Origin of the sequence: Ruoffia tabacinasalis (genome assembly GCF_005864045.1) — a bacterium.
Taxonomy (GTDB): Bacteria; Bacillota; Bacilli; order Lactobacillales; family Aerococcaceae; genus Ruoffia; species Ruoffia tabacinasalis.
Map to the genome: position 1 here is coordinate 1 of NZ_VBSP01000005.1, position 26,508 is coordinate 26,508.

The 26,508-nt window shown below is 37.1% G+C and carries 20 protein-coding genes and 5 pseudogenes; 1 reads left to right on the forward strand and 24 read right to left on the reverse strand.

All coding sequences use genetic code 11. The annotated features are described in order from the left end of the window. Positions 1 to 316: 316 nt before the first annotated feature. The 3 genes and pseudogenes from FEZ33_RS02550 to FEZ33_RS02570 all read right to left on the reverse strand — a co-directional run bounded on the left by FEZ33_RS02550 (position 317) and on the right by FEZ33_RS02570 (position 1,543). Positions 317 to 778: pseudogene (locus tag FEZ33_RS02550) on the reverse strand (threonine/serine exporter family protein). Between the two features lie 11 nt (positions 779 to 789). Further along, a pseudogene (locus tag FEZ33_RS12690) lies at positions 790 to 1,059 on the reverse strand (threonine/serine exporter family protein). Further along, positions 1,046 to 1,543 (reverse strand): threonine/serine exporter family protein, encoded by a 498-nt coding sequence (locus FEZ33_RS02570; protein ID WP_138403835.1) that lies wholly within the window; start codon positions 1,541 to 1,543, stop codon positions 1,046 to 1,048. Before FEZ33_RS02570 ends, FEZ33_RS12690 begins: the two are co-directional and overlap by 14 nt. Positions 1,544 to 1,939: 396 nt before the next feature. Here FEZ33_RS02570 and FEZ33_RS02575 point away from each other — a divergent pair, with 396 nt between their 5' ends. Then, positions 1,940 to 2,509, forward strand: coding sequence for a hypothetical protein (locus FEZ33_RS02575; protein ID WP_138403836.1), 570 nt, complete (start codon positions 1,940 to 1,942; stop codon positions 2,507 to 2,509). 185 nt (positions 2,510 to 2,694) lie between these two features. On the opposite strand, the gene FEZ33_RS02580 is transcribed toward FEZ33_RS02575, so the two are convergent. The 21 genes and pseudogenes from FEZ33_RS02580 to FEZ33_RS02680 all read right to left on the reverse strand — a co-directional run bounded on the left by FEZ33_RS02580 (position 2,695) and on the right by FEZ33_RS02680 (position 26,173). Continuing rightward, positions 2,695 to 3,828 carry an ABC transporter ATP-binding protein gene (locus FEZ33_RS02580; protein ID WP_138403837.1) on the reverse strand — a complete coding sequence of 378 codons (1,134 nt, stop codon included), beginning with the start codon at positions 3,826 to 3,828 and terminating at the stop codon, positions 2,695 to 2,697. A 14-nt stretch (positions 3,829 to 3,842) separates the two neighbouring features. Next, positions 3,843 to 4,607, reverse strand: coding sequence for a MurR/RpiR family transcriptional regulator (locus FEZ33_RS02585; protein WP_138403838.1), 765 nt, complete (start codon positions 4,605 to 4,607; stop codon positions 3,843 to 3,845). 15 nt (positions 4,608 to 4,622) lie between these two features. Continuing rightward, entirely contained in the window at positions 4,623 to 5,948 is a 1,326-nt protein-coding gene (locus FEZ33_RS02590) for a glycoside hydrolase family 30 protein (RefSeq protein WP_235888748.1), read from the reverse strand. Further along, positions 5,945 to 6,556, reverse strand: coding sequence for a DUF624 domain-containing protein (locus FEZ33_RS02595; protein WP_138403839.1), 612 nt, complete (start codon positions 6,554 to 6,556; stop codon positions 5,945 to 5,947). The genes FEZ33_RS02590 and FEZ33_RS02595 overlap by 4 nt, the downstream gene beginning before the upstream one ends. A 37-nt stretch (positions 6,557 to 6,593) precedes the next feature. Further along, a complete protein-coding gene (locus tag FEZ33_RS02600) occupies positions 6,594 to 8,216 on the reverse strand; it encodes a type 2 periplasmic-binding domain-containing protein (protein ID WP_138403840.1) in 1,623 nt (540 codons plus the stop codon). A gap of 18 nt (positions 8,217 to 8,234) precedes the next feature. Next, entirely contained in the window at positions 8,235 to 9,104 is an 870-nt protein-coding gene (locus tag FEZ33_RS02605; RefSeq protein WP_138403908.1) for a carbohydrate ABC transporter permease, read from the reverse strand. A 29-nt stretch (positions 9,105 to 9,133) separates the two neighbouring features. Continuing rightward, positions 9,134 to 9,997 carry an ABC transporter permease gene (locus FEZ33_RS02610; RefSeq protein ID WP_138403909.1) on the reverse strand — a complete coding sequence of 288 codons (864 nt, stop codon included), beginning with the start codon at positions 9,995 to 9,997 and terminating at the stop codon, positions 9,134 to 9,136. 103 nt (positions 9,998 to 10,100) lie between these two features. Then, complete coding sequence (locus tag FEZ33_RS02615; RefSeq protein WP_138403841.1) at positions 10,101 to 11,039, reverse strand: ROK family protein; 939 nt, start codon at positions 11,037 to 11,039, stop codon at positions 10,101 to 10,103. 3 nt (positions 11,040 to 11,042) lie between these two features. Beyond that, on the reverse strand, positions 11,043 to 12,053 hold the full coding sequence (locus FEZ33_RS02620) for a LacI family DNA-binding transcriptional regulator (RefSeq protein ID WP_138403842.1): 1,011 nt from the start codon (positions 12,051 to 12,053) through the stop codon (positions 11,043 to 11,045). Between the two features lie 178 nt (positions 12,054 to 12,231). Continuing rightward, entirely contained in the window at positions 12,232 to 14,394 is a 2,163-nt protein-coding gene (locus FEZ33_RS02625; protein WP_235888750.1) for a glycoside hydrolase family 3 N-terminal domain-containing protein, read from the reverse strand. Further along, a complete protein-coding gene (locus FEZ33_RS02630; RefSeq protein ID WP_138403844.1) occupies positions 14,378 to 15,817 on the reverse strand; it encodes a 6-phospho-beta-glucosidase in 1,440 nt (479 codons plus the stop codon). The genes FEZ33_RS02625 and FEZ33_RS02630 overlap by 17 nt, the downstream gene beginning before the upstream one ends. Positions 15,818 to 16,284: 467 nt before the next feature. Further along, positions 16,285 to 17,577, reverse strand: a complete 1,293-nt coding sequence (locus tag FEZ33_RS02635) for an FGGY family carbohydrate kinase (protein WP_235888755.1) — start codon at positions 17,575 to 17,577, stop codon at positions 16,285 to 16,287. Next, positions 17,577 to 18,470, reverse strand: coding sequence for an NADP-dependent phosphogluconate dehydrogenase (locus FEZ33_RS02640; protein WP_138403846.1), 894 nt, complete (start codon positions 18,468 to 18,470; stop codon positions 17,577 to 17,579). Before FEZ33_RS02640 ends, FEZ33_RS02635 begins: the two co-directional genes overlap by 1 nt. 10 nt (positions 18,471 to 18,480) lie before the next feature. Continuing rightward, positions 18,481 to 19,806: a 6-phospho-alpha-glucosidase gene (locus FEZ33_RS02645; protein WP_138403847.1), complete on the reverse strand. Its 1,326-nt coding sequence runs from the start codon at positions 19,804 to 19,806 to the stop codon at positions 18,481 to 18,483. Positions 19,807 to 19,832: 26 nt separating this feature from the next. Then, complete coding sequence (locus FEZ33_RS02650; RefSeq protein WP_235888751.1) at positions 19,833 to 21,449, reverse strand: PTS transporter subunit EIIC; 1,617 nt, start codon at positions 21,447 to 21,449, stop codon at positions 19,833 to 19,835. Between the two features lie 113 nt (positions 21,450 to 21,562). Further along, positions 21,563 to 21,922: pseudogene (locus tag FEZ33_RS02655) on the reverse strand (SIS domain-containing protein); the annotation flags it as partial. 12 nt (positions 21,923 to 21,934) lie between these two features. Then, positions 21,935 to 22,294, reverse strand: a complete 360-nt coding sequence (locus FEZ33_RS02660) for a MurR/RpiR family transcriptional regulator (RefSeq protein WP_171031256.1) — start codon at positions 22,292 to 22,294, stop codon at positions 21,935 to 21,937. A 233-nt stretch (positions 22,295 to 22,527) separates the two neighbouring features. Further along, positions 22,528 to 22,794, reverse strand: coding sequence for a hypothetical protein (locus FEZ33_RS02665; protein WP_138403850.1), 267 nt, complete (start codon positions 22,792 to 22,794; stop codon positions 22,528 to 22,530). Next, positions 22,775 to 23,091 (reverse strand): annotated as a pseudogene (locus tag FEZ33_RS02670) ((deoxy)nucleoside triphosphate pyrophosphohydrolase); the annotation flags it as partial. The gene FEZ33_RS02665 and the pseudogene FEZ33_RS02670, both read right to left, overlap by 20 nt. Positions 23,092 to 23,431: 340 nt before the next feature. Continuing rightward, positions 23,432 to 23,945: pseudogene (locus FEZ33_RS12695) on the reverse strand (PTS sugar transporter subunit IIC); the annotation flags it as partial. A gap of 311 nt (positions 23,946 to 24,256) precedes the next feature. After that, positions 24,257 to 26,173 (reverse strand): heavy metal translocating P-type ATPase, encoded by a 1,917-nt coding sequence (locus tag FEZ33_RS02680; protein WP_138403851.1) that lies wholly within the window; start codon positions 26,171 to 26,173, stop codon positions 24,257 to 24,259. Positions 26,174 to 26,508 lie beyond the last annotated feature (335 nt).

The window sequence follows — 26,508 nt, forward strand, 5'->3', positions numbered from 1 at the left end:
ACCAATGTCTATCCTTTAGCAGATATTTATTCAACACCTGCATTACCGCACATCAGAACGATTGAAATTGAAGAGTAGCTGCACTCAAAATGTGGCTCAAATAGTCCTTGACTATAGGACCAGTTCACCCATTCTTCTCGAGTTGAGCGAACTTGAGAACAATCGGGCGGCCATTCTTCTCGAGTTGGGGGAACTTGAGAACAATCGAGTGGCCATTCTTCTCGAGTTGAGTGAACTTGAGAACAACCGATACACGATTCTTCCCGAGTTGAATAAACAAAAGACCCCAAATCCGATTCGAATTTGAGGCCAAATTTTATTTATTCATTGCTTTCTCCATTTTTTTCAGTCGCCTTGCCTTAGTCTCATTCTCAATTAATTTCACAACCATGAATCCTAAAACAATGGCACCCGCTGTCCATAGTACATCCATCATGTAGTTAGCGCCCTCAATATAGTTTTCTTCAACCACGGATCGCACTGCCATATAAGCCGCTCCCCCTGGAACTAAAGGTACGATGGCTGGTGTGTTTAAAGTAATAACCGGTAATCTTAATTTTCTAGATAGGAAAATACAAATCAACCCAATCACAACGGAGCCCACAAAATTCGATATCGCCAAATCCCCGATTGCTTGATTAATCGCCTAAAAGCTCATCCAACCTAAAGTCCCAGCAATACCTCCAAATACAATACCCCTTCGAGGTCCATTTAAAATAATACCAAACGACACACTCGCAATGAAACTAAAGACAATTTGTTCAATAAATTCAGTCATATACTATCTCCTTAAGAAAACCATTGTAAAGTCATCGCAATCCCAATTCCAATTCCAATTACAACTGAAATTAGTATGGCTTCAACCGTTCGAACAATTCCCGTTAGTAAATGCCCTTCAAATAAATCTCGCATTCCTTACGTAATTGCCAGTCCAGGAACCAATGGCATAATACAGCCAATAATTAAACTATCCAAATTAGCCACAAAGCCCATCCGGTAGCATATGACTGAAACGAGTGAAATCATAAACGCCGCAATCAAGTCATTAATAAATTTCATTTTCCGTTCGAACGTAAATTCGATTCGAGGTAAAATAACCGAGTGACCCGATAATAAAAGCGGTCAACACATCACTATACGTTCCACCTAGTAAAAGCATTAACGAAAAGCTAGCTAACCCCGCAGCTAACATCCGGTAATACTTATTGAACTCAGGTGTCTGTAAATCCACTGACTGCAAAGCTTTATAAAGATATATCAAAGAAATTTTACCTTCAGCATACTCACATGAGTAGCGATTTGTTGCATCAATCTTCTCTAAATTGATTGAACGGTTCCGAGCTTGAGTCATTTGAGAAGTCGATTCATCATTAATACTCATGAAAATCCCAGTCGCTGTCACATAACTTTCCGTGTCCAATTTTTTACTATTTTGTGCAATGCGTTGCATCGTATCCTCAACTCTGTACACTTCCGAACCAGACTCCATCATAATTCTTCCAGCAAGTAGCGCTGTTTTCAGCAGTAAATTTTTATTATCCATCAAAATCACATCTTTCGAATAAGCATAACATAAAATGAGTTACATGCATGAAAACAAAGCTTAAAATAATATCACTGAGGTAGTGGAACTAGTTATAGGAAAAGTATCTGATAATTGGGTTAGCAAACTCTATTTTCAGATGTAGTGCCCGCTACTCACATTACCTCATACAATCTGAACTTATTGTACGAGCTATCCTTTTTTTGAGTTTAGTATGGTAAGCTTAAATAAAATTAAATGGAGGTGTCACTTATGGATAGAAAAAACATTCAAATGATCGAATAGCGACGAAAAATTAATGACAATCTGTTTTTAAGCGTCATTATTAGTTTCAAAAGGCTATCTGCGGGTCCAATTTTTCGGGATGCATCTGGGGAAAATAAAAAAAATAATGACTTGTTATTTATTCGTCATTTTTCAGAAGAAGATTTAAATAGATATTTAGATGAATTAGAGGCACTTGATTTCTTCAATTGGCCGTCCCATCAGTATTCAGATCTAGACTCCGTTTCGGACATTCTTAATTTTATTGTCCTTGACGGCTCAGTTAATTATATATTTGGTATGCCTCTGCAAACTGAAAAAATGGTTGCCACCCATAAAGCAACAGAAAAACTCCTTCAGATGTCAATTGGTAGTGAAACAGACTTTAGTGATTTTGATATAATTAGCGATTATAATGAGCTTTCTTTTTTAACGTTTAATGTCGAGGGAACCAAAAACGAATACTATGATATCACTATTGATATGAATCATAATGTCTATTATCTAGAAGTATCAGATAGCTTTGGCAGATTAGTAGCAGAGAATAAAACAGGTTCCCTCCGAACATCTACAATCAAAAAACTGAGGAAGAAATTGCTTAAGTTAGACTTACTGTCGTGGCCGATCGAAACTGAGAAGGTGGACATGATTAATCCTAGTAAGCCTTTTATACAATATAGTTTTGAAGTTTTGAATTCATAACCTTTGGAGACCCGACCGAACCAAATCATCTGGCAGAAGTCCATAAAGCAATTGAACTTCTCATTAGCCAACCTTTTGGGAGTTAGGAATGGTATCGTAAATAGCCAAAATAAAAACAGCCTTTACCATCCAACATTTAGAAAATGGATGATAAAGGCTGTTTTTATAAATTTATGATTACGACTCTACTTCGCTGCAACTGCAGCCTTCTTCGCATTCCGAATCACAACTTCACTGTCTTTATCAAAGAAGTGAGCTTTATTCATATCGAATGCCATTGTGATTGATGAGCCGGGTTCACGGTAATCACGCGCATCCACTCTGGCAATAAATTCTCTATTTCCAGAGTTTAAATATAACATTGTTTCAGAACCGAGTAATTCAGAAACTGTAATCGCTGCATCAAGCAACGTACTTGGATTCGCATCAATAAAAATTTGTTCTGTGTGGATATCCTCTGGTCTTAAACCAAAGATTAATTCTTGATGATTGTATCCTTCTGCAGCCAATAGTCTTTTATCTGGTTCAGAAACTTCTATTTGTGTACCATCATCCATCGTAATAAAGCCGTCATTATACTCCACACTGAAGAAATTCATAGAAGGAGATCCGATGAAACTACCAACAAAAACATTGACTGGATTATCATAAACTTCAACGGGTGTACCAATTTGTTGAATGTAGCCATCTTTCATAATAACGATACGAGTAGCCATTGTCATTGCCTCAGTTTGATCATGAGTGACATAAATTGTAGTTGTTTGAAGACGTCTATGTAACTTTGCAATTTCAGTACGCATTTGAACACGAAGTTTCGCGTCTAAGTTAGATAAAGGTTCATCCATTAAGAAGACGTCAGCATCCCGCACAATTGCACGCCCTAAAGCAACCCTTTGTCTTTGTCCACCAGATAATGCTGCTGGTTTTCGATCTAAATAATCAGTCAAGCCTAGAATGTCTGCTGCATTTTTTACACGTTCTTCAATTTCTTTTTTATTATATTTTCTTAATTTTAAACCGAATGCCATGTTATCGTAGACTGTCATATGAGGGTATAAAGCATAATTTTGAAAGACCATCGCAATCCCTCTATCTTTTGGAGCGACTTCATTCATCAACTTTCCGTCAATGTGTAATTCTCCTTCAGTAATATCCTCTAACCCCGCTATCATACGCAAAGTCGTTGACTTTCCACAACCAGACGGTCCTACGAATACAATAAATTCTTTATCTTCAATGTCTAAGTTAAAGTCCGTTACAGCATTTCTATCATTACCTTCATATTGTTTCCCTAAATTTTTTAAGTTAATATCTACCATTCTAGTATTCCTTCCTATTCTAAAGTTTCTTTAACATCAATGTTTGAATCCTCATTATTAAGATTGAGAAGTGCATCAGACAAAACTTCAATAATATACAATGATGGAATTTGACTCGTTAAATCTTCATGCTGTTTCAACCTGACAAATGGCACTCTATAATCCAAAACATAATCACTCATCAATGCTAAATTGCTATCCGCGTTGGCGGTTATCGCAACGATTTTATAATCTAAGTTATTCTTGAATCCATTAACCATTTCCAATATCTCCGTTGTCATACCAGTGATCGATAGGACAAAAATAATATTTTCAGTTGTATTTCTTAGTTTAGAAAAAATTGGAAACGTCGGATCTGTCATCGCGTATGTATTATATCCAAGTATTGCTAATCGCCTCGCAGCATACTCACACATCGTTCCAGAGGAACCGATACCAAAAAATATAATATTTTCACAACTCTGTACTTGCTCAGCAATGGTTAGAATGCGTGTTTCAAAGTCATTTGGAAAATTAGAATCATCTAAATAATTTTTTGAAACGAATAACTCATTTTTTTCTACTTCAGAAGATTTAAAATGCGTTCTAAATTCAGTGTAACTGTCGTAACCGACTTTTCGAATAAAGCGCATCACTGAAGAGGATGACGTATGTGACTCATTCGCAATATCCCTCACACGCATAAAAGGTATTTTGTCCGAATTACTTGACATGTAATGATGTATCGCCCGCTCAGTCTCAGATAAACTATTAAAATCTAATTTTCCAAAAAATGACATGTTCCACTTCCTTTTCTATCCTTCAAACACGACAGTGAGCGCCGACTTTGCTTTGAGAGACACTACCGAGTCGACATCACCGGTTAATTGAACTACTTTTTGCTCATTTGAATCATTGAATAAGATAACAACGAGTGAGTGATCAATATTTTCAAAAGAAACGGTCTTAATAGTATCTTCCTCACTACTGAATATTCTACTTGCACCCGGTCTAACAAATTTACTGAAATGGGCCAATCCATAATAATCGAGTGTATACTCATATTCTTTTGTTAATTGATTGATTTTTAATAAACCGCGGCACGTACTTTCACCAAAGCCTGGGACGGTTGGTCCATTGTTTTCATCTAATGCCATATTCCATAATATAAATGATTTTGACCCATGCCTCATAATATCTATACCTGTTCGCATAAGGTTACTGAAAGCGAGTTCAAACTCAGGAATCCATTCTCCGCCAGATCCCTCAGTAAAGTGAATTTCTTTGTCTGGGAAAAACTGTTGGACTCTTGCTTGATTGATTGCTTTTCCACCATACCAATGCCAAGCAATACCATCCAAATTATCTGCCGCTTCGTCTAATAACGTGATTGGGTAATCGATTCGATCCCAATTATGATCATAGCCAAAAATCTTCGTAGCGTGCCCTGCTTTATCTAAGGTTGGTTTAAGGTAGTCCGATATGAACGTTGCCGCTTCTTCAGCCAATAATTCCATTCCTGGATAATGAGGGGGTACAAACAACGGTTCATTTTGTGGTGTGATCCCATAAACTGAGATACCTTCGTTTTTATAGGCCTGTATGAATTTCTCAAAATACCTTGCATAGACCTCATAATATTCCTCTAACAACTTTCCGCCAATCATACTCTTGGTTGTTTTCATCCATGCTGGTGCACTCCATGGCGATGCCATGAGTTTTAAGTCAGGATTAAGTTCCATGGCCCATTTAGTTAAAGGTAAAATACTTTCCCTATCATGATCAATTGTAAACTGGGTCAACTCTAAATCCGTTTGACCCTCTTCTATATCGTTATAACTATAGATAGAGCGTGAATAATCAGATGCCCCCATTGGATTACGAACTAGCGACAAACCAATACCATCATTATCAGCAAATAAGTGTGTCATTACCTCTTCTTTATCTTTATCTGAAAGGACTTTATCGATTAAATACGCTGAACTATCTGTAAAGGACGCACCAAAGCCATCTATTTTTTGATAGGTTTGCTTTTTATTAATTTCAATTGCTATGACATCAGATGATGTATCTACATCCGACATCTCGATTGCTTTAAAGAGATGGTTTCTATCATATGATTCATATATTTTTTGTGTCAATTAAGTTCACCTTCTTCTACGGTCATTTGAAATCGGTTGATACAGTACTCGTATATCTTTACTTGAATCATCATTGGCACACTCACGCCAAAGAAAAACCAGATAAACATTAACTTAGGTAAAAATATGGGTATTAACAATGAAATAACAATACTACTCAAACTTATACAAAAGAACCCTGTGTATTTCAGTGTTAAAAACACTGCGAATTGAATATTTTTAAACAAAGCTAGATTAAAATACGCAACAGTTAAGAATGTATTCATCACAACAATGATAAAAAAGGATAAGACGAGCAGCAATAAAAATTGGATCGGTGAATCTAATGTCAGTGAAATGACACCAACAAGAAACGCTCCAAGCGCTGCATAGACTAATGCGAGCAGCGATCCCGTAAATAGATTCGCTTTAAAGCTGTTTAAAAATTCTTTCATCGTTGGGTTACTTTTATCTAATTTGAATATTAAGTGATAACCAGCACTTACGGCACTCCCCATCGTGACGATAGGGAGGCTAAATATTACGGTTAGGACGTTTATAATAAGTAAGTTATAAACCGTATTCAAAAATTGATAAACGCCACCATCTAGACTGAATATTTTTTTCATAAGTGATAACGATCCTTTCTAATTCAACCATTCTTTGTTATTCAAGACCTAATTTTTCTCGATTAAGGTTCATTTTTTCATTTCTAATATCAACAATGCCATCCCAGCCATTTTCATCTAAAAACGCTTCATAATTAGCTAGTATACTATCAAACTCATCATCGCTTGAAGAACGAATTAAACTGACTAATGTTGTATTCCAATTAGTGTTAATTGCAGATAAATTACGTGCTTCTTGCGTACCCGGCTCTGCATCAATATTTTCTAATACAAAGTGAGGATAGAGTAATCCTTCTCCCCATTCACGCGGCTGAATTAATGCAGGTGTTTGCATTGAGTCGCTCCCTAATGCCTGATATTTATCATGGCCGAAGAAAATAAACTCACCTAAGCGATACTCAGTTTTATAACGTTCTGAATCATTGTCTTTAATTTCTTGTATCTCTGGAAGTAAGACAATTTTTCCTTCTTCATCATATTCAAACGTCTCACCTTCAACACCAAATGAAGTTAGAATACCACCATATTCACTTTGTAAATATGTAAAGACTTGCATTACTTTTGCAGGATCTTCTGTTGTTTTACTAATGTAGTTAATCATCCAGCCAGTAATCCCACTTTGATTTAATTTCGGATCATTACCTTCACTATGTTGTGGTCCGTCAATAGCAATATATTCAGCGCCTGGATTCGCAGCTAACCAAGTTTGTAAAGCACCACTCAGTTGAGCAATCCCGCTGATCATAAGCGTTCCATATTGTCCTGATTTTACTTTTTCATCGAAAGCCGTTCCGTCATCTGAGAAACTATCATCTGAGATATTACCATCTGAATGAACCTGTCTTAATGTTCTTAGCCAACCCAAATATTCTTCATCTAAGTTTCTATTTTTAAAACTTCCATCTTCATTAACTAAGTCAACACCCAAGAAGTCTTGGAATACGTCCCCTAATGAGCCCGTACCTTCACCTAAATCATTGAATCCTAATGGAATTAAGTCAGGGTATTCTTCACTCATTTGTTCCATTGAAGCAATAAATTCTTCTGGCGTTCCAAAGTCCGGTTCTCCCATGGCTTCATACACATCTTTTCTAATTAAAAAGTTCGTATTTGCTGGAATCATGCCACTTTCATAATCTGCTGCTGTATTCGAATAGTTTGGATAGCCGTATGTATTACCATCCTCTAGTTGGAACCAATTCAATGTATCTTCGGCAGCCACTTCATTCCAGTATGGATCGTATTTTTCTGCCAACTCGTCTAATGAATATGCCCAAGTACTTGCTTGTTTTGCAACTTGAGAGTTCGAATCAAAGACAGTCACAATATCAGCCACATCTTCACCTGAAAACATCGTATTTAAATTAGTATCGTCACCTTTAATAAAATTCACTTTAATATTTAAATCTTCTTCCATCTTTTTAGTAACTATATCTTCTCCCCATGAATCATTCCACCAATCAGCGTTTACGTACCACGTTAACTCTGTCACTTCTTCTTTTGTATCTAATTGCCATGCTGGGGTAGTGGCATCTAATTCATAACGATCTTCAGCACTGTTCGCCACGATTTCCTCACTAGAGTTGTTCCCACATGCTGCTAATAAAAAGGCTGAACCTGCCAGTAAGATACTTTTACCAATTATTTTTTTTAATGTCATTATTTTTCCTTCTTTCTATTATTCTTTAACTGCGCCGACCATCATTCCAGAAATAAAGTGTTTTTGTAGTAATGGATAAATCAGTAATATTGGAATCGTTGTTACGACAATCGTTGCTAACTGAACACCTTTTGTCGTACTTTGGGCAACTGCCGTTCCTATATTTTGCATTCCCTGAGTTTGAGATTGGACAATGATTTCGTACAACTTCATTTGTAATGGGTATAAGCTTTTATCTGTAATATAAATTCTAGCTGTCATAAAGTCATTCCATTGATTCACTCCATTAAAAAGAGCTATCGTTGCGAGTGCTGGTTTTGATAAAGGTAGGAAAATTCGTAAGAATATCTTCCAATGCCCTGCTCCATCAATCATGGCTGATTCTTCTAGAGAAGCAGGAACACTTCTAAAGAAGTTCATTAGAATAATAACGTCATAGTAACTTAAGAGTGCTGGGATAATATATACCCAAAAACTATTCAACATACCTAACTCTCTAATTAAGAGATACATCGGAATCATACCACCTGAGAAAAACATCGTTGTAATTCCCATAGCAGAATATAATTTTCTCCCTTTTAGATTTGCTTTACTCATCGCATATGCCATCATGGCACAGAAGAAGACGTGAGTGACTACGCCAATAACTGTCTTAGATATAGAGATAACAAACGCTCTAATCATAGAGCTGTCTCTGAACACTACTTTGTAATTCTCTAATGATAGTTCATCCGGCCAAAAAACAAAACTCCCTTTTGCTAGTGCCTGTCCAGATGCGAATGATGAAATTAATACATTCCATAAAGGAATAACGATTATTATTGTGAATAACGATAATACAATAATATTAATAACATTAAACAATCGACTATCAACGTCTTTTTTCATTACTTTACTTTTCACATAATTCTCCTTTCTTACAAAACAGATGTGTTGTCATTTAATCTTTTGGTCATCTGATTCGATGCAACTAATAAAATAACCGACACGAGCGATACACCTAATCCTACAGCTGTAGCATATGAGAAGTCCCCTTGAGCAATACCCATTCGGAAAACGTATGAGTTAATTACTTCTGCTCTGACCTGGTTTTGATTATTCATTAATACCATTGTTTGGTCTAAGTTAGATCCAAGCATCCCGCTAATTGTTAAGATAAGGTTCAAGCTAATTATCCCTTTGAGCATCGGTAGCGTTATTTTTGTAATTTGTTGGAAGCGAGTTGCACCATCAATTTTAGCTGCTTCGTAATATGCCGGGTCAATTTTTGATAAGGTGGCTAAGTACAATATCGTGCCCCAACCTGTATTTTTCCAAATATCAGATAATACAGCGATCCACCAGTACTTATCCGCCGTGAGTAAGTAATTTTGATTCCTAACTTCAAAGCCTAACCCAGCAAGAATGGTATTTAATAAACCGGTTGTTGATAGCCAATTAATTAACATTCCACCAAGTACAATCCATGATAAGAAATACGGCATATAAGAAATCGTTTGAACTAGTTTTTTGAAAGGGCCTTGTCTAAGTTCAAATATTAATATTGCGAATATAATTGGCAAACCAAATCCAATGATTAGTTTTAGGAAACTAATCCCTAACGTATTAATGACTGATTCCCAGAAAAATTTATCATTTAAAATGATTTCAAAATTTTCAAACCCAACCCATTTAGCTGTACCAAAAGTATCCATAACTGTATAACGTTGAAAAGCAATCACTAAACCGTATATCGGAATAAAGTTAAAGATAATCATAAAAATGATTCCAGGCCATACCATTGTCTGTAATTCCCACTGATCAAAGAAAGCTTGGAACCAACTCTTGATACTTTTTCTTTGTTTTTTCTTCTGTTTCACTTTCACTTCCAAAACAACATCTCCTTTATTTCGTCTTTAACTTTAATGACCGTCGAATTGGGTAGACTGCTCCAACAATCCCAGCATCATTTTTTAGCTTAGTTTGCTTTATGGGGGCAATTGTTTTACCCATCAAATACTTTACGCTATCATGTCTTTGTTCCCATCTAACCAGTTCCTTTTGTAGTCGTGTGAAGAAGTCATTGTTTTCGCTAATTCCTCCACCGATTAGAACGACCTCAGGATCAAAAATACTGATTAAATTAATGAGTCCAATCGATAAATCACGGAAGAATTGCTCAATAACCTGCTTTGCTATTGAATCTGTCATCTCTTGTTCGAAGATAATTCTGGCATCATATATATCTTCAAATTCACTATTCTCTGCTTTTTTAAACTGGTTATATCTCATACACAGTCCACCAACGATAGCAGCCCGTTGATTGATTGAAGCTGTTTCGATATTGCCCTTCTCAGGGAGTTCATCAATAATCATCCAGCCAAACTCCCCAGCCATTCCATGGTGACCGCGGTATATATCACCGTTAATCACTATTCCTCCGCCAACCCCAGTACCTAATACAACACACAAGTAGTTGTCTATACCCTGCGCATTTCCAATCCAACGCTCGGCAATTGCTGCGGCGTTAGCATCATTTTCAATCTGAATCGGTATCTGTATATGTTTTTCAAGCTCTACTTTTAAGTTTACACCATACATCGCTTTCAATGACCCTGCAGTAGTAAAGTATCCATTCTTTTCAATAATACCCGGAGCACTAATTCCAACTGCTTTAATCTCAGGTGTGTCTTCAATGTTTCTTGTGATAATATTTAGTATATCTTTAATAAAAACGTTTTTATTTTTGCTCGTAGGTATTGAGCTTTTGTTCATCACATCCCCTTCTTCGCTCACTAGACCATACTTAATACTTGTACCACCGATATCAATACCTATATACACAATTTATCCCTCTTCCGTCATTATCATTTTCACGGATTTTCCTTCGATAAGTTCTCCCTCTAATTCCAAAGACTTTCCAGGCGCATCCGTTTCAATCATGTCAACCAAATGCCTCACAGCACATTGACCTTGTAATTCTATCGGATTGTTAATCGTCGTTAATTTTGGCTCAAAGTACTCCAATAACTCAATCCCATCAAAGCCTACAACACTAAAATTATCTGGCACAGTATAACCTAAATCATACAAGCTCTTAATTGCCCCAATAGCACTCAGATCATTACCTGCTAAAAAAGCTGTTGGATAATCTACTTCTGTCTCCATAAAATATTTTATAGACTCATAAGCTGCTTGTTCTTCAAATTTCCCCTCCAGAATATAGTCAGCTCTGAATGTTATTCCAGCCTTTTTCAAGGATTTTTTATAACCTTCAAAGCGCTCATCACTATCATAGACACCCGTAAATCCTGTAATATAAGCGATTTTAGTATGTCCTTTGTTAATCAAATAGTCAGTCGCTATCTCACCTTTGTTCTGGGAATCAAAAACAACACTGCCGATTGTTTCAGCCCGGATTTTTCGATCAATGAAAACCGCTTTGATTCCTTTTTGTTTAATAAGTCCTACTTCATCTTCATTAATATAGTCTTCAAAGCCTATAATACCGTCAACAACATTCCCCATGATGCTTCGCATCACTACATCTTTATTAGAAGTAATAAACACATTGATCCCATAACCTAATTTGTCCGCCTCTTGAGCGATTGCCTCAACTAACGGACTAAAGTACGGTCCACTAATACTATTGGTATAAAAGCCTAACATCTTTGTCATTCCAGATTTCAATTGCTTACCCATTAAGTTAGGGACATAATGTAATTTATTTGCTGCTTCTAATATTTTTTTCTTTGTTTCAGGTTTTACAACATCAACACCATTAAGTGCCTTTGACACAGTTGATATTGATACACTTGCTTCTTTTGCAACATCTCGGATTGTAATTCTTTTGTCCATATTATCACCATAAAAAACGTTTTCATTTTAGTTTGAAAGAATCGATCGCTTTCTTTAATATATGTACACTATAAATAAAAACGTTTTCATTATCAAGTCTTTTATTTCTTTTGGTGCTTATGCCTGCTTTTTGAAACATACTTCTCAATGGTACAAGCTGTACCATTGAGGTAATTACTTAATCAGTTAAATGAATACTTCCTATATACATCGCTGATTGACTGTCGAAGCCTAGATATAACTTAAACTCACCTACATCCGCTCGCTGTGTCAAATCACTATGAACATAGGCTAAATCTTCTTCTGTGATGATAAATTCAATCTCTTTTTCATCTTTGGCATTCACTGTTTCTACGCTCCATTTTTTTAACTCGCGCATGGGACGCGTCACCTGTGCTACCACATCTTGTAGATAGAGTTGCACAACCGTCGATCCTTTAATGTGGCTGATATTTTTTAAATCTGCACCTACTGTTATAGCTTCAGCTCTTGTCATAGTTTCTTTTGACAGAGTGATATGCTCTAAAGTAAATTCTGAATAACTTAAGCCATGACCAAATGGATATAATGGCGTATTTAATTCATCTAAATATTGCGATATATATTTTTCATTTTTATTATCATTTTTTTTAGGTCGTCCTGTTGACATCTGTGCGTATGTATTAGGTAACTGACCAACCGACCTCGGAAAACTCATTGGAAGCTTAGCTTGTGGATTGGCGTCGCCCATGAGTATGTTGGCAAGGGCATTCCCGCCTTCACTACCTGGAAACCAAGCTTGGATGATTGCTCTAGCTTCCTCGTTAATATTGCTCAAAGCTAAAGGTCTTCCACTAAATACGATGACAATTGTTTTAGCATTTATCTTACTTATTTCTTGAATCAATCTATCTTGTTTACGTGATAATTCGATGTTTACCAAACTAGATCCTTCACCTGATTCATCACTCTTTTCACCGACAGCTATAATAACTATATCTAGTTCTTTTGCTAGTTTTTTTGCTTTCTCAATGTACTCATCTGTTATATTTTCATTTTCACTAAAGTCTAAGGTTGATAAGTTGATACTTTTACTCGCTAATCCATCTGCCAATGATATCGCTTTATCATTTTGTCCCATCCAAGACCACGCGCCCAGAATATCTTGCGAAGTCGCTTTGGGACCAATTAATCCAACATTTTGACCATTTTTTAATGGAAGTATGCCATCATTTTTTAATAAGACTATTGATCTCTCAGCGATTTTACGTGTGCTGTCTCTCAATCCATCGATTGTTTTCTTATCTAATGAATCTTTTTCTAACCCTCTATATGGATCCTCAAATAAGCCTAATGCATTTTTTAGATTGAGTACCCTTAATACCGACTCATTTAACTTGTCGAGATTTTCAGCATTAACAATTAAGTTTAAGTGACTCAAATAACTATCACTCATCATATCAATATCGACACCTGCATCAAAAGCTAGTTCTGCCGATTCATAGCCGTCTTTTGCGACCCCATGTGGTACCAACTCAGCAATACTTGCCCAGTCAGAAATAAGTACACCTTCAAAATTCAAGTCTTGCCTTAACGTTTTTTGAATAACTCGTTTATTACCCGATACAGGTATTCCTTGTATCGTGTTGAATGAAGTCATCACTAACTTAACACCGGCATCAATCGCTGCTTTAAATGCTGGTAGGTAATTCTGATACATCTCGATGTCTGAGATATCAACAGTATTATAATCACGGCCAGCTTGAGCTGCGCCGTATCCAATAAAATGCTTAACACAGGCTGCCAAGCTATTTTTATCCTTCGCTAAATCCGTCCCTTGGTATCCCTCGATAAAAGCACGTGTAAGGGCCGCCGATAATATTGGATCTTCTCCATTGGTTTCCATAACACGTCCCCAACGCGCATCTTTTACATAATCTGCATTTGGCGAAAATGTAACATGAATCCCTGCATTTGTTCCCTCATGGGCTGACAGCCTGGCTGCTTCTTTTATTATGGCCTCATCAAAAGATGAAGCCATTGCCAAAGGAATGGGGAAGATTGTTTCATAACCATGAATGATATCTGCCATAAATAACAAAGGAATTTTCAGTCTACTTTGTTCCAGATATTCTTTCTGAATATTATATACTTGTGAGGCTTTCTGAGTACCCAATATCGAACCTACCCGTGATAATTGCTCTGAATCTAGCTCCCATTCTTTCACGGGACCAGTGATTTCCCCACCTTGTTCAAAAAAATCAGGCGTCAACTGAACTAATTGGCCAATCTTTTCATCAAGGGTCATCTCATTGAAAAGTGCCACTAAGTCAACTTGCTTCATATTAGAGAATCTCTCCATTCGTTTCGATGACCTTCTTATACCAGTCAAATGAATCCTTTTTACTTCTATTTAAAGTACCCTGACCTTCATTATCTTTATCTACATGAATGAAACCATACCTTTTTTCCATTTCACCTGAACCAAAACTCACAATATCTATAATTCCCCAAGGTGTGTAGCCTAATAAGTTTACCCCATCTTCGATAACAGCGAGCTTCATTTGTTCAATATGTGCTTTTAAGTAGTCTATCCGGTATTGATCATGTATCTGCCCATCTTCTTCCACCTTATCATATGCTCCAAAGCCATTCTCAACAATGAATAAAGGTAAGTGATAGCGTTCATATATTAGGTTCAATGTATATCGCAATCCAACCGGATCAATCTGCCATCCCCAATCACTTGCTTCTACATAAGGATTATCTAACCATCTTGCATCAGGGAAATCTCCAATAGAAAATCCTTCTGCCGTGTCAACAGTCGTCACTGTACCGGACATATAATAACTAAAGCCGATATAATCTACTGTTCCTTCTTTGAGAATGACTCTTTCTTTCTCTGAGATATCAATCTGATAACCTTTTGCTTCCCATTCTTTCTCAACGTACTCTGGAACAAGACCACGAGCATGGACATCACTATAGAAGAATCTACGATTCATGACCTTTAATGCCGCCATCTGATCTTCAGGTTTACTTGAATAAGGATACACTGGTACGTAAGCCATCATACAGCCTATTTGAAAGTCGGGATTAATTTGACGTCCCAGTTTGACTACTTTCGCACTGGCAATAAGTTCATTCATCGCTGCCTGATAGATGGTTTCTTCTTTGTTTTCCCCTTCAGTAAATAATATAGCTGAATTTGTCCAAGTGTGAACATCATGCTGTCCGTCTGCCTGATTATTGATTTCATTAAACGTCATCCAATATCTTACTTTATCTTTATATCGTGTCATCACTGTCTCAGCATAAGTTACAAATAAATCAATGACTTTTTTACTTCTAAATCCACCATAATTATGATACAAGGCTAATGGAATTTCAAAGTGAGACAATGTAATAACAGGCTGTATATCATTTGCTAGTAATTCATCGAATAAATCATCATAAAATTGAAGTCCCGCTTCATTTGGTTCTGAATCATCTCCATTTGGATATATACGTGTCCAGTTAATTGATGTCCTAAATACTTTTAAGCCCATTTCTTTAAACAATTTGATATCTTCTTTATAACGATGATAAAAATCAATGGCCTCATGATTTGGATAATACTCAGAGCTTAAGACACCTTCCGTTGTAATTTTTCTATCAATTCCATTCCCACCTGCTGTCATAACATCAGCAATACTTGGGCCTTTTCCAGCTACATCCCAGGCCCCTTCAATTTGATGAGCAGCTACAGCTCCACCCCATAAGAAGTCTTTAGGTAAATTCGCCATCTGTACCATTCCTTTCTATTTAAACGCTTTCTTAAAGTATAGACATTGGCACACTTGAATCCTAGTGTTAAGTTAGATGTTGGTTGTTATTTCAACAGAAAGGATAATTATTCTATCGCGGAACAGGGTGTACCAAACTAGATAAACAAGTTATTCTTCTAAATTCACACCAACAAAAATAACTCTCACATCAACTGAACATCTGATAGTTTCTAAGCTGGCGCTGATTTGAGACTCTTTTTAATAAATATTTTTAGTTTATGATTATTACGAATTTAACTTCTATTATCTTGCTACGTTTTAAGTAGGTTTACCTCATACAATCTAAACTTATTGTACGAACTATCCAATTTTCCCCAACAAAAAAACCATGTTCGTTCACCGAACATGGTTCACTCTTTAATTCACTTTAGCAACTGCTAAATATTTCTTATATAAATCACTATAATCCACCGACTCATTTGGCTTCACATGTCATACTCATTCTCAAACGGCATGCCTTTAACTACGGCAATACTTCCTAGCGTTTCCGCATTTTCAACGACTGGAATGTATAGTGTGTAACCCAACACATCCGCAAGTAATTGCGAGAATGATTCCAACTTAGTAATGCCACCGACAAGTCCGATTGAATCGAACTCAACTAGCTCTTCGAGCAATTCTACGTTGTGCTTAATATTGAATATCATCCCCAACATAATCGAAAATAATACGGATTCCCGTGTACTCACACGGGTTAAATCATAGAGATTCCCCGTCGCAAATTCATTCCAAATCGGTGCGCGTTCTCCGTTTAAATAGGGAACAAACACGGAATCAGTTGCTGGTCTAAGTCCCGCAACAGTATTTAATTCCTCAAAGGTACTATTAAACACACGGTTTGTCCAAGACAAGACATCCGCTCCATTGTTACTCGGCAAACCAATCAAGTAATGGTCTGGATCAATAGCATAAGAAAAATTTTGATACGCATTGTTTAATTGTGGACTCTTATGAACGACTCGGACTGCGTGGCTTGTCCCAATCGACAAATCTGCCGCGTTGGGCAAATCTCTGAATACATAATTCGACGAGATCCCATCCGATGTTCCTACAGATACAGTGGCTTCAATATCGAACAAAGAACTCAAGGCTGGGACATTATAATTTACTGCCTCAATGCGCGGTAGCTGCTTCTCGGCATCGATTCCAAGAGTATTAAGTGACTCTTTATCCCAAGTTAATGTGTCTAAATTCAACAATCCACTACTTGAGGCATTACTTAAATCAAGCACCCATTCCCCAGTCAATCGGTGGAATAAGACATCTTTTAAAGAACCGACCACGATATCTTCCTCAATCAGATCACGTAAATCCATTAACTTGAAGTAAGGATTCATACTATGATTTGGCGTACCTGTTCGTTCATACTGGTCTTCCAATTGTTTTGCGGTCATATCCTCTAATGCTTTCACACCACGTTTATCGGCCCAAGTAATCACGGAACCTACTAAGTTAAAATCATACTCCATAAGTTGAACACTATGCATCGCAGTTGTCAGTATAATTTCTAACTGCCCCACTTGATGACGCTCAATTAATTTGTTTAAGCCATCTAGAATATGTTCCCAAATTTCATCTAAGTCCATTTCAAATATATCATTTGTACTATGAATCTTTAATTGCGGGTATTTGACTGCACCAACCACTTCATGCCCTTTGTTAAACAAGTTAATCTTTATATTCGTTGTTCCTACATCAATACTTGCTATGTGATTCATCAATATTCTTTGTGCCCTCCAAAATTATAACGCATTGCGGATATAACTTGATTTGAGAAAGCAACATCTCGAAGTGATGCATTTCGCTGCATTAGTGAAAGTGATATGACTGGTGTAGGAACTTCTTCCTGCAAGGCTTCACTGATCATCCATTTTGCTTCTCCTGATGCATGGACTTTATGTCCAAATTGACTCAACTCAACGTCCGCCACCAATTCTTCATGAATATTTGATAACAGCGCTGATTCAATGATTGAGCCATTACTCCAATTACGCGTGACTTTACTCAAGTCAAAGTCGAATTGGCTTTGTTCTTTCAATAACTCTAAGCCTTCAGCGATAGCTTGCATCATCCCATATTCAATCCCGTTGTGAACCATCTTCAAGTAATGACCACTACTAGGTTGAGGGTAAAACTCAAAACCGCCTGGTACACATAGTGATTCCAATAAAGCCAGTAACGACTCATCTGTGTCAGCCGGCCCGCCTAACATCATACACGCTCCATACATTGCACCTTCAACCCCACCAGATAAGCCGCAATCATAGTATTTAATGCCTAAGTCTGCTAACGCTTCAAAGTTCTGAATTGAATCTTTATAGAACGAATTTGAAAAATCAATAATCATATCATCTTTTTTCAATAAACTTGAAAGCTCTTTAATCGTTGCCTTTGTTGGTTGACCTGCTGGTAAAACTAAGAACACAAGATTTTTCGTTTCTTGAAAGGATTTTAAATCTGAGATGCTCTTCAAATAATTTAACCGTTCATCCATATACACGCCAGCAATTAACGGATTCACATCAAATCCGTTAATTGCTTGACCTTGTTTATTCAATTGCTTTGCGAGCGATAAGCCCATCTTACCCAAGCCAATAATTGTAATTTCCATAAAGACCACCTTAATTTAATTCTGGCCAAAAATCACCATTGGCAACAATTAAATCATCTAATACTTCACGTGCTTTTGTTGCACTTGGTATCGTTCTAGATAATGTATAAGCTTGCCACACTTTTTGATAACTTCCTTCAATAAACCCTTCAACTAATAGTTTTTCCGATGAAGCCTGTTGGAACATTAGCGCTTGTTCGAACATTGGAATCTTTCCTTGAGCTAATGGCTCTGGTCCTTTTGAACCAATAATACATGGAACTTCAACCATGACATCATCTGGGAAGTTAGCAATCGCCCCATTATTTTCAACAATCATAATCATTCGCTCATGAGTATTGAATGCGATTGCTCGCGCTAAATCCACAATAAAAGATGCGTGACTATCAATATGGAAGCCATTTTCTTTAGCTGTTCCGGCAACAATAATTCCTTTTGCTGTATCAAAGACATCTTTTTCACGTCCAGCCATTACTTCGTTTGCACGGGTGAATTCTGGATTAGAATGTTCAACCATTTCATCTGGGATCAGATAATATTGTAAGTATGTATTTGGCAAGAAGCGTGGCTCAACAGCGAATAAATCACGTGCTTTTTTATGTGTCTCTTGCCAGCTTGGGTCAGTATGTTGCGTATCAATCTCTACTTGGTTCAAGTATCCATTCTCTTTTACATACGCTTTAACTTGTTCTGTGTAATCCGTTCCATCTTTTCCACGGATTGATGTCCACCAACCAAAGTGGTTTAAACCAAAGTAATCCACTTCTAATTCGTCTGGTGTCATGCCTAAGATTTGAGACATACGGCGTAACGTACCAACTGGCATATCACAAATATTTAGGACTTTAGATTCCGGCTTTAAGACGCGGCACGCTTCTGCTACGATTGATGCTGGGTTGGAGTAGTTTAACATCCAGCAATCTGGCGCATATTCTTCCATTAGGTCGATTAATTCAATCATGCCACCAATACTTCGCATACCGTAAGCCATTCCACCCGGTCCACATGTTTCTTGCCCGATTAAGTCATGCTTTAACGGTATTTTTTCATCTTGTTCACGCATTGCATATTTCCCTACTCGAATGTGTGCCATACAGAAATCCATACCGGTGAAAGCTTTCTCTGGATCTGTCGTATAAGCGAAATCAATATCTGGTGCTTCTTCTTTTAACATAATATCAATCGCTTCACCTAAAATCGCTTGACGCGCTTCATCATTATCATATAGATACAATCTTTCTAAGGGGAAGCGGTCGATATTTTCAAGTAACATTTTAACAATACCTGGCGTAAATGTACTTCCGCCTCCTGCAATAACAACTGAGAATTTCTTCATAATTTAATGACGTCCTTTCCTAATGACTAATCTTTTGAACTGAAGCCTAATACTTCATCAACTGATTTTCTAATTGATCCTACTTGAACCCCGTAAACTACTTGAACATTGTTCCCTTTGACAACAACTCCACTCGCATGAGTTTCATTCTTCAACCCAGCTTCATCAACAAGTTCAGGATCTTTTAATACTGTTCGAAGTCTTGAATAACAATTCGTGACTGATTCAATATTATCTTTTCCACCTAACAACTCAACCACAGTAACTCCGATGCTTCCACGTTCTTGAGTAGCGACATCTACATCATCTTCATGGCTAAGGTTCGTTTGCTTATCTAAATAATCTTTTTTTGAATATAATCTTGTCTCTGCTCCCTCAGTCTCACGTCCGATTGTCTTCAAGTCCATAATTTTAATTAAGAGTCTAAAGACAACAAAGTAGATGACAAAGAACACAAGTCCAACCAGGATATACATTGGCCAGCCCGTTTTTTCAATTCCTAAAGGTACGTTCATTAATAAGAAATCAATAAAACCATTAGGACCAATTGAACGGACATTGAATATGTTTAATACAACCATACTTAAGCCACTTAAAGCCGCATGCACAACATACAAAATGGGTGCGATAAACATGAATGAAAATTCAATTGGTTCAGTAACTCCAGCAATAAATGAAGTAAAGGCTGCCGGAATAAGAATAGCTTTCGCACGTTGTTTCTTATCTGGATCTGCTGTAACGTACATTGCCAGACACGCTCCGATTAGACCAAACATCTTCGAAATACCACGCGCGTCCCAGATAACACTTTCAGATAATTGACGAATTGACGGTTCAACCATCTCAGCATAATAAATATTACGAGACCCCTCGAATACAGCTTCCCCAATTACTTCAGTCCCACCAAGTGATGAATATAAGAATGGTGTATAAACTAAGTGATGTAAGCCTGTTGGGATAAGTAATCTTTCAAGAGCACCATATACGAACAGTCCAAAGTTACCCGCATGTTGAATCCACCCACCAAGTGAATTGATACCACTTTGGAAGAACGGCCAGATGTAAGTCATCACAATCGCAAAAATAACTACAACGGGAATTAAGACTATAAATGCAAAACGTGTTCCACCATAAATATTAAAAGCATTATTGAATTCAATATCTGCATACTTGTTGAATACATATGCGATGATGACACCAAGTAGGATCCCAGCGAATACACCCATGTCTAAAACTTGAACCCCTAGAACGACACTCTGTCCAGTTCCTCTTAAAGCTTCTGGATCAGCTAATGTTCCGTTAAGTTCCATAAATTTGTTCATAGCATTAATGAATACTAAAAATGCTAACATTGCAGTGAAACCAGCTTCACCTTTTTTAATATCAGCTAAACCAACCGCAATTCCGACACAGAATATGATACCTAAATTCTGTAGAATTGTTACTAATGATCCGGATATAATCGTTCCAAATCCGACGGTGTATGGATTATCTAGAAATGGTATTACCTCTAGTAAATTTGGATTCGTAAAGATATTCCCAATCGCAATCAACAAACCAGCTATCGGTAGAATCAAGACGGGGATGAACATCGCTTTTGAAAAACGTTGCATGACATCCATGATACTTTGCCCTTTGTTCATACATGAACCTCCTTTTTGTTTGTAAATATACTCTAACATCAAAACGCTTTCATTGATATAGGGAAGGGTTTCTTAGAAATTTTTTCCAAAAAAAAGAAAAGTTTTTCTATAATTTAGAAAGACTTTTCAATAAGATACTCTAAATAGAGTAATAACATCGAATAAAATTGTGTGGAGTTAATATTATTTCGATCCAAAAACTGATTGTCATCAATCGTAAAAGCAATATCTGATAGCTTTGCGAGTGAATTATCACTTGAGTGGGTAAATGAAATAACACCTATACCTTTCTCTTTCGCAATCTCAGCTTTAGTATTCACGAGATCTGTTTCTCCACTTTTTGAAATACAAATAATATCTGAAATACGATGTAAATTATTGAGAAATAAAGCATTTGTATCCGCTCCATTAGAGTAATAAACCAACTCGCCTTGCCCAAGTATTTTCTTATATAAATACTCTCCGATAATCCCTGAATATCCTGTTCAAATAATGTAAAGTGAACGGTCATCTTTTTTTGTCCGCTCGACAAAATCTAGTAAATTCTTTTCATTTTGTATAAATATCTTCTGAATACTCGTTGATAAGTCACCAATATAAGTATCCACTTCGCCGTCCACCGTCTTAACTTGCTGACGACTCAAGTGATAAATCATATCTGTAAATCCATCGAATCCAAGCTTCTTAGCTAATCGAAAAATTGTCGACTTAGAAGTAAACGTCTCGTCCGCTAACTTTTGAATCGTCAAATCTTTTAACATAGTCTGATTATTGTCGATGTACTTCAGGACAGTATTTTCAATATCGGTAAATTTTTTGTTCGTTGTATAATAATTATGTTTCAATATGGTATCCTTTCTAAAATGTAGTAGTTTATGATTCCGTTCATTTCATCTGTCTTTATTATACATCTAATTAGTTACTGCACCAAAAGTTACTTTGGTATTAATTTACAGGTATTTTGAGAAAAATATTCTTATTATTGGCATTAATTCGTTTTATTTTATTTTACAAGGTAAGTTAACCATAAGTACCTATAAGAAAACCACAGTTTATCAGCTGTGATTTTCTATCTCTTCTAATTCTTCGTATCCCACTCCGCCGATAATCGTAAGCCGTTTAAAATAACTAAGATGGTTGACCCTTCATGGAACACAACACCCATTGGCAAGTCGAGCGCACCAATAATATTTAATATGACGAACATTACAATTACTGAGATTGAGAAAATGAATGATACATATTTCTCAGTTTCATCTTGTAAATAATTCAACAAAAATTCTTTTTTCTCAGGTTGATTAATAACTGAGTTTGGATCATATTGCGAGCCATTTGATAGCAACATGTTCAGTCAATACTGGTTCACCAAGTTCCAAATGACAGATAAATGTTGCTAAGTTAACATTCCCAAAATCATAGTTATATCTTGTTACATCAAAGACTCGCCACTCACTACTACTTCAATTTTTAATTCTTCAATCAATTCTCTATGCAGTGCTTCTTGAGGCGTCTCACCTTGCTCAATCTTTCCGCCAGGAAACTCCCATAAATAAGGTAAGGATTTCTCTCCTCCCCGTTGAGCGAATAATATCTTTCCTTCTTTTATTAGAATAGCTCCTACCACATTAATTATCTTAGTCATCAACTCACCTTATCCTTACTATAATAATGTTAATTTGCATCATTGTACTTATCATCCTATATGAAAGTGAGGAATGTATGAAGGACGTTTTGGAATTTGGTGATAGTTTTATAGCCCAAAAAACTCCCCCCGTCGAATCTCAACAGGAAGAGCTCTATCAAATTTCCACTAAAACTAACTTCTAACGTCTTTTCCGACTATCCTTCCGTATCAATTACCACCCCAAGCCAATGAAGCCTAAGCCACTGACAATACTTGCATACATATTAGGTACCGTCGGACTCAACGAGATCAGGACAACCCTAATGCAACAAGCAGTAATTGTCACTTTGCATTCATCTTAATTCACCGTATCAGACTCATTGTCTTCTTCGATTCGAACTCTATTGGCCGCCAAGACAAAGGGTGCGTAGATAGAGTAAGCAACCACTATGTTAAAGAGTGATAGTAAGGTCGCTTCAATGCTACCACCCGTTGCTAGATATGCATATAATCCTGGTGGAGTAATCCGAGTATCGCAATAATTAAGGCTATTGTTACTTCAGATCCATCCATTTGAGTATACGCATCAAAAGAACCACGGGTACAGTCCCAAGGTAATTGAGTGATGTCTCTTGTTGCTTCATAGACAGGTGTATTCTATTTAAGGCCGCGCCATAGAAACCGTCCATGTTCGGCGCTAGTACGCTGTGACCATGTAAACCAAAGAACCAGAATAATAGAACTAAGAAGATCAGTAATATAACACTTCAAAGACCTTGGGATAGACCCATTAACGGTTGTTGAATTTAATGCGAGATTAAGTCATTCAATGATAAGCCAGCCAATGAGAAGGCTAAGTAACCAATGATGGCTGGTCGTGAGTCTTAATCAATACCAATAAGCAATTTTTGTCGTTAGTTTTTTATTATAGTTTGAAAGCATTATAGATTTTGCTAAATGATTAACCCTGTTTGATTATTGAAGAGAAAATGAGTGAGGGATTGAATTTGGCTTCGTAATGATGCACGAAGTCAAATACGAACAAATACCGGCCTGGTGGTATCCCACCAAGCCAAATACCTGCCCACGAATCATCGGCGGATCTCCTTTACTCTCTATTATACTCAACAGCTCCAAAAAAAATCTACCAAAATAAATTAGTAGATCCTTCATACAAAAATATTTAAAAACTCTTCAACATTCGTAAGGCATTCAAGATCACGAGAATCGTACTTCCTTCATGCATCACCACACCCAAACCGATATCCATCTTACCTAAGAAGTTCAACGTTACTAAGGTGACCACTACAATCATCGAGAAGATAATGTTTTGCCATGTGATCTTATTCATCTTCTTCGTTAATCGATGCGCGTAGGCAAGTTTACTTAAGTCATTTTGCATCAGAACCAGATCCGCAACGTCCATCGCGACATCGGTTCCCTCACCCATCGCAATCCCAACATCAGCGGTAACCAAGGCCGGCGCATCATTGACGCCATCCCCTAACATTGCTGTTAAGCCGTACTGCTTTTGTTGTTCTTTAACAATCGACGCTTTATCTTCTGGCATCACATTCGCTTGAACTTCATCAACGCCAACTTTTCTACCAATAGCCTCACCCGTTAGCTGAGCGTCTCCAGTGATCATTGTTGTATGAATACCCGCCTCTTTAAAGTACGCCACCGCACTTTGCGCAGCTTCATTAGGTACATCCATCAAGGCAATCAGTCCAACCACCCAATCTTCACGCCCGATATACACCACTGTCTTTCCTTCTTGAGCTAATCGTTCTTTGAGTTGATTATACTCTGGGTTAACCTTATCAAAGGAAGTCGGTTTACCAATCCGATAATGCTGATTGTTGTAAGTTGCCGACAAGCCTTGTCCTACGATGTTCTCTACCTCTAAAGACAAAGTGCCCGATCCTGGGAAATGCTTAATAATCGCTGACGCTAATGGATGGTTCGATTGTTTCTCCATCGATACAACAACATCAATTAATTCTGCTTCATCAAGCTCCTCGTCATATTCAAAGTCGGTGACTTCCGGTTTCCCGTGAGTTAATGTCCCTGTCTTATCAAAGGAAACAGCCTTAAGGTCCGCTAACTTGGATAAATATTCCCCACCTTTAACTAGAACACCTTTTCTAGACAGATTCGATATTGTAGCTAACGTCGTTGGAATCGCGCTGGCGGCGAGCGCACAAGGTGACACCGCAATGAGATACACCATCCCACGGTACCAACTCATCTCCCACGTCCAATCAAAGACGAAGGGCCCTGACAAGATGACAAAGGGAAATAAGAATAAAACAAATGAAACGTATTTAGATTCCAGACGTTGAATCAAGGTCGCTGTCTTCGTGAGACTACTTTGCGATTCATTCACCATCTCCAGAATTTTAGCAAAAACCGTCTCAGAGCTATCTTTTGTCACTTGCATTGTAAAACTACCCGATTCATTCATCGTACTCGCAAATACTTCATCACCGACCGTTTTTTCTTTAGGAATACTCTCACCGTTAATCGATGATTCATCCACTGAACTCGTTCCTTGAAGAATAATACCGTCGGTCGGAATTTGATCGCCATTTAATACTTGTAATGTATCGCCCACTTTGACCTCTTCAACGGAAACTAAGTGTGTCTCACCATTTTCAAGCACTAACCGTGCCTCAGTGGGGTTCATCTCAAGTAAATTCGTAATTTCCTTCTTACTTTTCCCATCGACATAACTTTCTAAGAAATGTGCTCCGGCAAAGATGACAATTAATAAGGCACCCTCTTCACTATTGCCAATGAGAACAGCACCCAAAGTAGCGAGCGCCATCAAGAAATGAATGTTAGGCATGAAGCGTTTCAACTTCAAAGTATTAGAGATGGTGTCGCCAACACCTTCCATAATGACATGGTAACCTGCCGTTACGATTGATGCCAAGAAAGCGCTAGTAGCAAGTAAGTTATTATTTGTAAATTCGAAATAGAGCCCCACAAAGAAAGCAATTAACCCGATAAAATACAAGACAACTGGTAATTTACCATGATGTTGATGTTCATGCTCAGTGTGAGCCTCGTGATTATGTTCTTTTATTTGATTCATCACTGCCAACTCCTTTACGTTAAGTGTAATGATTACGTTTCATATGAAAATCAAATCATATGTTAGTTATATAATACATGAACATTCACTGATATAGCAAGTGGAATGAGGTCTTAGTTTTCTCTAAGATTCCAAGACAACTAAGCCCATCCAATCCGATGGCTGTCAATATGAAACTAACATTTGATAAAAGTAAATTCTCTCTGGCTTACTATTTATCTAAAACACGAACATTCATCATTTTAGCTCTTCTGATTATTCGTCATCTATTGTCATATTCTCCCTAGAAGTTATACTCTTTCAGTAGAGTATTTTACTTTTTAAGGAGGAATTAT